This window comes from Streptomyces sp. NPDC032091 (assembly GCF_055580265.1).
Window position 1 is genome coordinate 1 of the sequence record NZ_JBVILR010000047.1, and the last position, 7,839, is coordinate 7,839.

A 7,839-nucleotide genomic window follows, 5' to 3' on the forward strand; every position below is an offset into this window, starting at 1 on the left:
GCGAACCGCCTCGCTGCGCTCGGTCGGGCTCGGCTTCGCCGAGCCAGGGCCGGCCTTCGGCCGGGGTCCTGCGCTGCGCTTCGGACTGTCCGTGTTCCGCTGCGCTCCACACGGACGGGGCCCGCTGCGCGGGCCCTGAAGCCCCCGCGCTTCGCGCGGGGGCTGACCCCGTTTCACGGGGTCCAGGCCTTCGGCCTGTTGGGGTGTCCGCTTCGCTCCCACCCCCGGTCTTCCGGCTTCGCCTCCAGTCCGTAGGGCCCGCAAGCGGGCCCGGCTGGCGGCAGTGGAGAGGGTGGAGGCCTCGTGCGGCTCACGCTCGGCAAGTCCCCCGGAAGGGGAACAGGATCGGGGATCCCGCCCCTTCGGGTGCATCGTGCGGGTAGAGTCGACTGTACATCAATCACAGATGCAGGTGTGTAGCATCACGAGAAACCAGGCACTCCATCCCGGTGGAGCTAGTGCGCTCTGATTCTTCGCATCCGACGTCCCGGGAATCGGATGCTGTGTACCATCCCGAGAATTACCGCTCCCTCGGGGTCCGAGACGTCTTGGAATTCCTCTACTCGATGGAGAAAGCGAATGCAGAAGGCCGGTGGAATCGCCCTCCGCCCTCACCAGGAAGAAGCGGTCGAGGCGATCGTGAGGGGCCTCGACGTTCCGCCTGGAAAGCGGGTGCCGAAGGCGGGACTTCGGGCCACGGTCGTGGCCGCGTGCGGGACCGGGAAGACGTTCATGGCGGCCGCGGCCGCGCTCCGGCTTGCTCGGGGCGGGCGGGTCCTGGTGCTGCTGCCGACCCTGGACCTGCTGACCCAGACCGCGCGGGAGTGGCGTACGGCCGGTCACGACGGGCCGGCGGTCGCGGTGTGTTCGCTGGAGGACAACGCCGAGCTCTACGGGCTCCAGGTGCGCAGCACGACGTCAGCGCCGCAGCTCGGGCTGTGGCATGGCCGGGGCCCGGTCACCGTCTACGCCACCTACGCCTCCCTGCCCGTGATCGCCGAGGCGCACCGGGGCGAGTACGGGCTGCCGATGGAGCCGTTCGACCTGGTGGTCGTGGACGAGGCGCACCGCACGTCGGGGTCGGCCGGGAAGGCGTGGGCGGACGTGCACCGCCAGGAGGTCATCCCCGCCCGCCGCCGGCTCTACATGACCGCCACGCCGAGGATCTGGGCCGAGCGCCCGCCCCGGACGCGGGCGCAGGAGCTGGAGCAGCGGGAGGAGCGGCGCCGGGAAGAGGAGGAGCGGCGGAGGGAGGCGGAGGCCGAGGGGCGGAGGTACGTGCCGCGGTCGCGGTGGGACCGGCTGCCCAAGGAGATGGCGTGTTCGATGGACGACGTGCGCGTGTTCGGGCCCGTCGTGTACGAGCTGTCCCTCGCCGACGCCATCGCCCGCGGGCTTTTGGCGAGGTATCAGGTCGTCGTCGCCGAACTGGTCGACCCGGTCGTCACACCGGCCAGGCTCTACAGCGAGGAGCGGTGGGAGGAGCGGCTGCGCGGGCAGCGGCTGGCCGCGGTGCAGACGACGCTGCTGGAGACCATGGCCGAGCACGACCTGAAGACCACCATCACCTTCCACCACCGCACCGTCGAGGCGCAGGCCTTCGCCGAAGGCCTCGACCGCGTCGCCGCCCGGCTGCACGCCGTCGACCCGGTCCGGCACCCCGCCAAGGTGTGGGCGGGGTGGCTGCGCGGGCAGCACGAGCCGGAGCACCGGGCTGCCGTGCTCGCCGACTTCGGCCGCCGGGCCGGCCGCGCCGTCCTCGCGAACTGCCGCGTTCTCGGTGAGGGTGTGGATATCCGGGCGGTGGACTCGGTGGCCCTGATCGACCCCAAGGGATCCGCTGTCGACATCGTCCAGGCCATCGGCAGGGCGCTGCGGCAAAAGCCCGGACAGGGGAAGATGGCCACCCTGATCGTTCCCGTTTTCTTGAGGGAGGACGAAAAGCCCGAGGACATTCTTACCTCGAAATCGTATGGCCCCCTTATTCGGGTGTTGAATGGGCTTCGGGCGCACGATGAGCGTGCCGTGGAAATGCTCGCAATTCCGCAGGAGAACCAGAAGCGCATCGTGCAGCCGTCGCCTCTGGTCGGCAAGGCGCCCGCCGAGGGCGAGGAGGAGGACCGGCTGCTGCTCCGGTTCGCGGCCCCCCGGGATCCGGCGCTGATCGCGAAGTGGATCACGTACGCGGTCTTCAACACCGAGCGGCAGGACTGGCGTCGGGGCGTCGAGGCGGCCTTCCGGTACCGCGAACGCGAGGGCGACCTCCAGGTGCCCTACGACCACACCGAGGGCCCCTACCCGCTCGGGCGGTGGCTCTCCGACCAGCGCAGGGCGTTCCGTGCCGGAACCATGACCGGGGAGCGAGCCGCCGAGCTGGAGGAGCTGGGGATCGTCTGGGACACCGCCGACGCCGCCTTCGAGGAGAACCTCGCCGCCGCGCGGGCGTACCACCGGCTGCACGGCACCCTGGCCGCCCCGCGGGGCGCGGCGATCCTCGACATCCAGATCGGGCAGTGGCTCACCAACGTGCGCCGGCCTGACGGGCTCGGGAAGGACCCGGTGCGCGCGAAGCGGCGGGCGGCGGCCCTGGCCGCGATCGATGCGGACTGGAACCCCGCGACGCTGGGGTGGACGGTGGACTGGCAACGCCACTACGCCTACCTCGCCCAACTCCTGGACGAAGGCGCCCGCCTCACCGCCATCAAGCCCGGGGCGACCCGGCACGGCGAGGACATCGGCCGCTGGCTGGCCACCCAACGACGGGACTGGGCGCGGCTGAACACCGAGCAGCAGACCCGGCTCGGCAAGCTCGGTGTCACCCCGGCGCGGGTCGTACGCGCCCGCAGCGCGCTCTCGAAGACAAGCGCGACCTCCACGTCCGGCCGGGGCTCGGAAGCCTTCCACAAGGGCGTCCAAGCCCTCGCGCAGTACCTCGCCCGGGAAGGCGGCGGCGTGCCCGGCAGGGCGCACGTCGAGCACCTCCCCGACGGGACCGCCCACCGCACCGGGGTGTGGCTGGCCAACCAGCGCCAGCGCCGCGACCGGCTCGACACCAGCCAGCTCGAAGCCCTCGCCGGGCTCGGGGTGCAGTGGGCCGACTCGTGATCGCCGTGCCGTCCTCGGACCGGCCGAGGGACCGCCGGTCCGGGTGGTCGCCCCGGCTGGCGGCCCGGAGCCGGAGGCTGCCGGTCCGCGTGCGCGCGGACCTCGGCGGACTCCGGCAGCCTCGGGCCGACCGTCGCCGGTCCCGCCGGATGCTGTGTACGGTCCCGGCAACGGGCGGGTGACTACCCAGAGTAGACGGAGGCTCAGGAGCGATTCGCGCCGGAGGCCCACCCGCGCACGGGACGGTCCCCCGGCCCCGGCTCTCTCCCGCCCGGCCCCGCGCCTAGGGCGGCCCGGCGGGCTGGGCGGGATCGATGGCCAGGAGGGCCAGGGCGAGGGCGGTGACGTCGGCGACGCTGCGGGTGCGGACGGCCTCTTCGACGATCCGGGCGGCGAACGCGGCCTGCCCGCTGGCCTGAAGGCCGGCCACGAGGGCGGCGATCTCGGCGGGCGGCCGGGTCACGGCCGTCCGCACGAGGACGTCCACGGGCGAGGCCGCCTCCTCCGGCAGCGGGGCCCGCGGCTGCGGAAAGGGCCCCGGCGCCGGTGCCGGGCGCGCGGCCGGCACCGGGGCGGGGGCCGTGGCCCGAGCCGCGTCGTCGCGGGCCCGTTCGAGGACGGCGAGCGTCTCCAGCAGCGGCCCGGGCGGCACCTTGCAGGCCTCGGCAATGGTTTTCACCACGTGCGCGCTCGGCAGACGGTGGCGAAGGACGTCGGAGAGCGTGCTCGTGGGCATGCCCAGGCGGCGGGAGAGGCGGGTCAGGGTGATCCCCTGCTCGCGGAGCAGCCCCCGCAGCTGCGCGTGCAGGCGGGCCGCGTCCACGGCCGTGCCCTCCGCCGGCTTGCCCGGTGCCGGCCGCGGGGTCCGCGCGGCCGTCCGGGCGCGCTTCGCCTTCGCGTACAGCCCCTCGAACTCCCTCAGGTCCCGGCTCTTGCGGCTGGGCGTGCGCGAGGTCATATCCAGCAGGGCCCCGACCACGTCCCGCGCGGCGCGCTCGGAGGGAAGCGTGCGGCCGGAGAAGAAGCGGGAGACGGTGGCTGCGGAGACCCGGCCTCCCAGCGCGTGGCTGACCCTCTCCAGGGTGGGGTTCCCGCTGTCGGCCCGAAGGCGGCGGAGCGCTTCCACGAGCTCCGCCGCCCCGGGGTAGGTCTCACCCATCCGCTACAGCGCTACCGCGCCCGGCGCGGTGGGCGGCGTGGTGGCCGGGCCCTTCGCGGTAAGGCGGCGGATGGCCTCGACGGCGCCGAGGACCGCAGCGACCACCTGGACGCCGGTGGCCGGCTCGACCCCGCACGCCACCAGCGCCAGCTCGGCGAGGAGTGCGAGCACGATCACGATCACGAACGCCTTCGGCGGCCTCAGCCGCCACCGGCCCGGCATCCCGGCGGGCGTCACGCACCCCGAACTCCCACGCCCGAAACGGCGCGGCAACCAGCTCCTCATAGTTGGCTCCTTGTCCCATCGCTTTTCTGTTGACGGCCCAGACCTTTTCTCGAAATCAGGCGTCGGAGAGTTGGCAGACCCTCTTCAGCTTCCACGATTAGCGCACACGAATAACCGACCTGACAAGAGGCACCGGAAAACACCAAAGCCCTTCGCACAAGGATGCGAAGGGCTTGGCTGAGTGGAATTACTGATTCCGCCTTGTCCGTCTGCCAACGGTCGGCGGTGGGCTCCCTGGGCGGTCTGGGCCAACAGATGCCATGGGACCCGCACGCGAGACGGCGCCGGTCCTTTCGGCCGGACGTCCCGCGCGGGGCGTGAAGCCACATCGTGGGCCTGTCAGGGGCCCTCCGGCAAGCCCTTGTCCGGACGCTGCTTGCCGGAACAATATTTTTGACCTGCGCTTTCTCAACTTCTTGCAATCCTGTCCGGGACCCGTCCGGACGACGGCGGACCCACTGAAACGCCCACCCGACCCTGCGGCCGCCGCCGAAGACGCCCGCTGGAGATAGTCGGCGGGGCGGGCGGAAGAGGCACGCCCCGGGCCCGTCAGACCCGCCCCGCCAGTCCCGGCAGCCGGCGCGCAGCGCCACCGGCACGAGCCCTGATATCGCGCGCCGACACCTCGGAAAGAGAACACGGAGCCACCCCGGCAACCGACCCGAGGACTTTCCGGAAAGAGGAATTCCCGACCCTGATGGGAAATGCGCGCCGGGCTGGAATTAAGGCAGGAATTCCCATTTCCGGGAGATCGGCCGCCGCTGGTCGTCATCACCGCAGCGGGGACAGTCACTGTCGCCGAGGTGAGCGGCCGCTGACACGAAAGCGGTCTCCCGCCGGGCCCCGCGAGCGCGAGGCCGTCGTGCCCGGCGCCCCTGCCGGCGCCACGAGACCACGACCCTGACGCACCCCCACGAGACGAACCCGAACTCCCATCAAGCCCCCGGCAGCCGCCGGGGGCTCCGCCGTGCTGCCCGCCTGCGTGCCCACCTACGAGACCCTCACCCGCTTCACCGCCCACCTGGGGCAACTCGCCCCCGCCCAGCACCGCCGGGTTCACCCGCGTCGTACGCGAGGCCTTCGTCCCCGACCTCCGCGGCCCATTCCGTCCCGGGCTCCGCGTGAAGGGCGTACGGGTCGCCCCCGGCGTCTACGAACTCACCTGGGCCCCCGACGGCCGCGCCACCTTCACCTACGGCCGCACACGCCACCACGGCCACCACATCATCTGGCGCCGCATCGGCAGCCACGACATCCTCCACCGCCCCTGAACCTCACCCCGGCCGACCCTGCCATCCGATCGCGGCCGGCCCGCTCCTGCCGAACCGGCCGTCGCCCGAACAGGTCAGGCGGGAGACCGGCGGCACTGGGCACGGCCGAGTTCATGGGCTAGCCGGCGTCACCGGATGGCGGCCGGAACCCGGCCGGAGCCAAGGCGCCCCTCAGGCGGCCAACCCGCTGTCGTCGCTCAACCCGAACAGCACGTCCTGCTCCAGCTTCTCGGCGAACCGCCAAATGCCCCGGCCGAACAACTCACCATCAAACCTTCTGTCCCGGCCAGCCTGGACGGCCTGGGCGGCCCGGACAACAAGGGCCGCCCCCCCGCTGGAGGGGTCCTTGGCCCGCCATCCGCTACCGCGGTACTCAAGATCCGACCACGTGACGGCGAGTGCGGCCTCCAGGTCCGCCGACATCCGGGGCCGCCGACTGGTGATCCGGGTGAAGGTGTCAGCCCAGCGCCGCAGCAGACGGGGTCCGACCTCGCAGGCGGTCAGGAAGGCCACGCACTGCTGGCGGCTGGCAGGCAGCGCCTGCCGGTTGATGATCCTGGCCGCCGAGCTGACCGGCAGCAGGTGCGCGCCGCCCGCCAGGGCCTGGAGCCGGCGCAGGGACGGTGCGCCGGCCTTTTCGTAGAAGAACTGCAGCGCCTCGCTCAAGTCGCCCGGGGCGGTGATGAGCTCGGGCGCAGCCGGCGGGCGGAGCCTCGGCAGGCGTCCGCGCTCGGCGATCCGTGCCTGCCTCCACAGCTCGGCAGGTCCGTCGGATCCGCCGCAGGCCTCGCTGATCGCGGTGACGCTCTCCCGGGACGGCAGGGTCCTGCCCGACAGGGCGCGTTTGAGGGCGGTCGGCGAGAGCCCGGTCTTCACCGCGAGCTCGTCGTAGGTCAGCCCTGCCTCGGCGCGCAGTTCGCGCAGCGCGGTGGCCAGGGTGGCGAAGGCCGGCACGGTGCGGTCGACGGGGAGTTCACGGCGTCCCATGTCCGCGCCCCCTCTTATCGGCCGGCCTGGAGGGCGCCGCGGACGGCGGCGGCCACGACGCCGCGCCCGCTCGGGGTGAGGGTGAAGACGGTCAGCATGCCGATCCCGGCCGCGCCGCCCAGGAGCTGGAAGATCTCCGCCATCGGCATCTTCCCGTACAGGCGCAGCACCACGGCGAGGACCAGGACCACGCACACGACCGCCGCCTGCGGCATCGTCATCGCGGCCACCGTGCCGGGCCGGGGACCCGTGCCCGCGCGCCGTCCCTGCGGACGGCCTTTCTCCAGTTCCATACGGACCTCCTCGTCTGCGAGCACGGGGGAAGCCCGGCTCTCATCGGGTGGGGAGGGGGCACACGGGTGTGCCCCCCTCCTGCTGCTGACATCACGCCAAGTGGCGCATCCCGGGGGGCGATTGCAGTCGCCGGTCCCGGGAACACCAGGATGGCAGCCCCCGCCCGCACGGCCTAAGCCGTACCCGGCCCACCCCATCCCGAATGCGTGGAATGTCCGTTGATTCGTCCGCTGGCGTCCAAGGCCCGCCAATCCTTCGCGCATCCGACTCAGAAGGCCTCTGACCTGCCATGATCCTCAGGTCGAGGTCCGTCGGCGGTTCCACCCACGCCTCACAACCCTGCAGAACGCCTACGGTTCCCCGCAGTCTCGCTACGTCCCCGGCCCATTCGTCCGAGTCCGTCCAAGCGCGACTTGCTTCCCGTGACGGCGACCAGGCACCGTGGGGTGCAGAACCGGCCGGGGAACCGGCGGGACCCCTCGAATGCTGCTGACGTCGCAGACAGGGACACAGCGGCACCGCGTTGCAGCGCGCGTACCGCACACGCAGGGCCGGCCCCACCCCCGGGGCCGGCCCTGTCCCATTTCGACCCAGGCGTCAGCGCACCCCTCCATCCCTCCCCCCGTCCGGCCGGCCGCCGCCCGGGTGGGGGGGGGGGGGGGGGGGGGGGGGGGGGGGGGGGGGGGGGGGGGGGGGGGGGGGGGGGGGGGGGGGGGGGGGGGGGGGGGGGGGGGGGGG

Annotated in this window: 6 protein-coding genes; 2 read left to right on the plus strand and 4 right to left on the minus strand. The window is 72.9% G+C overall.

The features are described 5' to 3' along the window. Positions 1-579 precede the first annotated feature (579 nt). On the plus strand, positions 580-3,105 hold the full coding sequence (locus ACZ5NJ_RS37510; protein WP_468771245.1) for a helicase associated domain-containing protein: 2,526 nt from the start codon (positions 580-582) through the stop codon (positions 3,103-3,105). A 283-nt stretch (positions 3,106-3,388) separates the two neighbouring features. On the opposite strand, the gene ACZ5NJ_RS37515 is transcribed toward ACZ5NJ_RS37510, so the two are convergent. Continuing rightward, complete coding sequence (locus ACZ5NJ_RS37515) at positions 3,389-4,264, minus strand: helix-turn-helix transcriptional regulator (RefSeq protein WP_468771246.1); 876 nt, start codon at positions 4,262-4,264, stop codon at positions 3,389-3,391. A gap of 3 nt (positions 4,265-4,267) precedes the next feature. Continuing rightward, on the minus strand, positions 4,268-4,501 hold the full coding sequence (locus ACZ5NJ_RS37520) for a hypothetical protein (RefSeq protein WP_468771247.1): 234 nt from the start codon (positions 4,499-4,501) through the stop codon (positions 4,268-4,270). 1,169 nt (positions 4,502-5,670) lie between these two features. Between ACZ5NJ_RS37520 and ACZ5NJ_RS37525 the strand changes: the two genes are divergently transcribed. Continuing rightward, entirely contained in the window at positions 5,671-5,820 is a 150-nt protein-coding gene (locus ACZ5NJ_RS37525) for a hypothetical protein (protein ID WP_468771248.1), read from the plus strand. 171 nt (positions 5,821-5,991) lie between these two features. On the opposite strand, the gene ACZ5NJ_RS37530 is transcribed toward ACZ5NJ_RS37525, so the two are convergent. Together ACZ5NJ_RS37530 and ACZ5NJ_RS37535 are read right to left on the minus strand one after the other, a co-directional pair. After that, on the minus strand, positions 5,992-6,807 hold the full coding sequence (locus tag ACZ5NJ_RS37530) for a helix-turn-helix domain-containing protein (RefSeq protein WP_468771250.1): 816 nt from the start codon (positions 6,805-6,807) through the stop codon (positions 5,992-5,994). 14 nt (positions 6,808-6,821) lie between these two features. Next, the gene (locus ACZ5NJ_RS37535) at positions 6,822-7,100 is read right to left on the minus strand and encodes a hypothetical protein (protein ID WP_468771251.1); all 279 of its coding nucleotides are present in this window, start codon (positions 7,098-7,100) and stop codon (positions 6,822-6,824) included. Positions 7,101-7,839 lie beyond the last annotated feature (739 nt).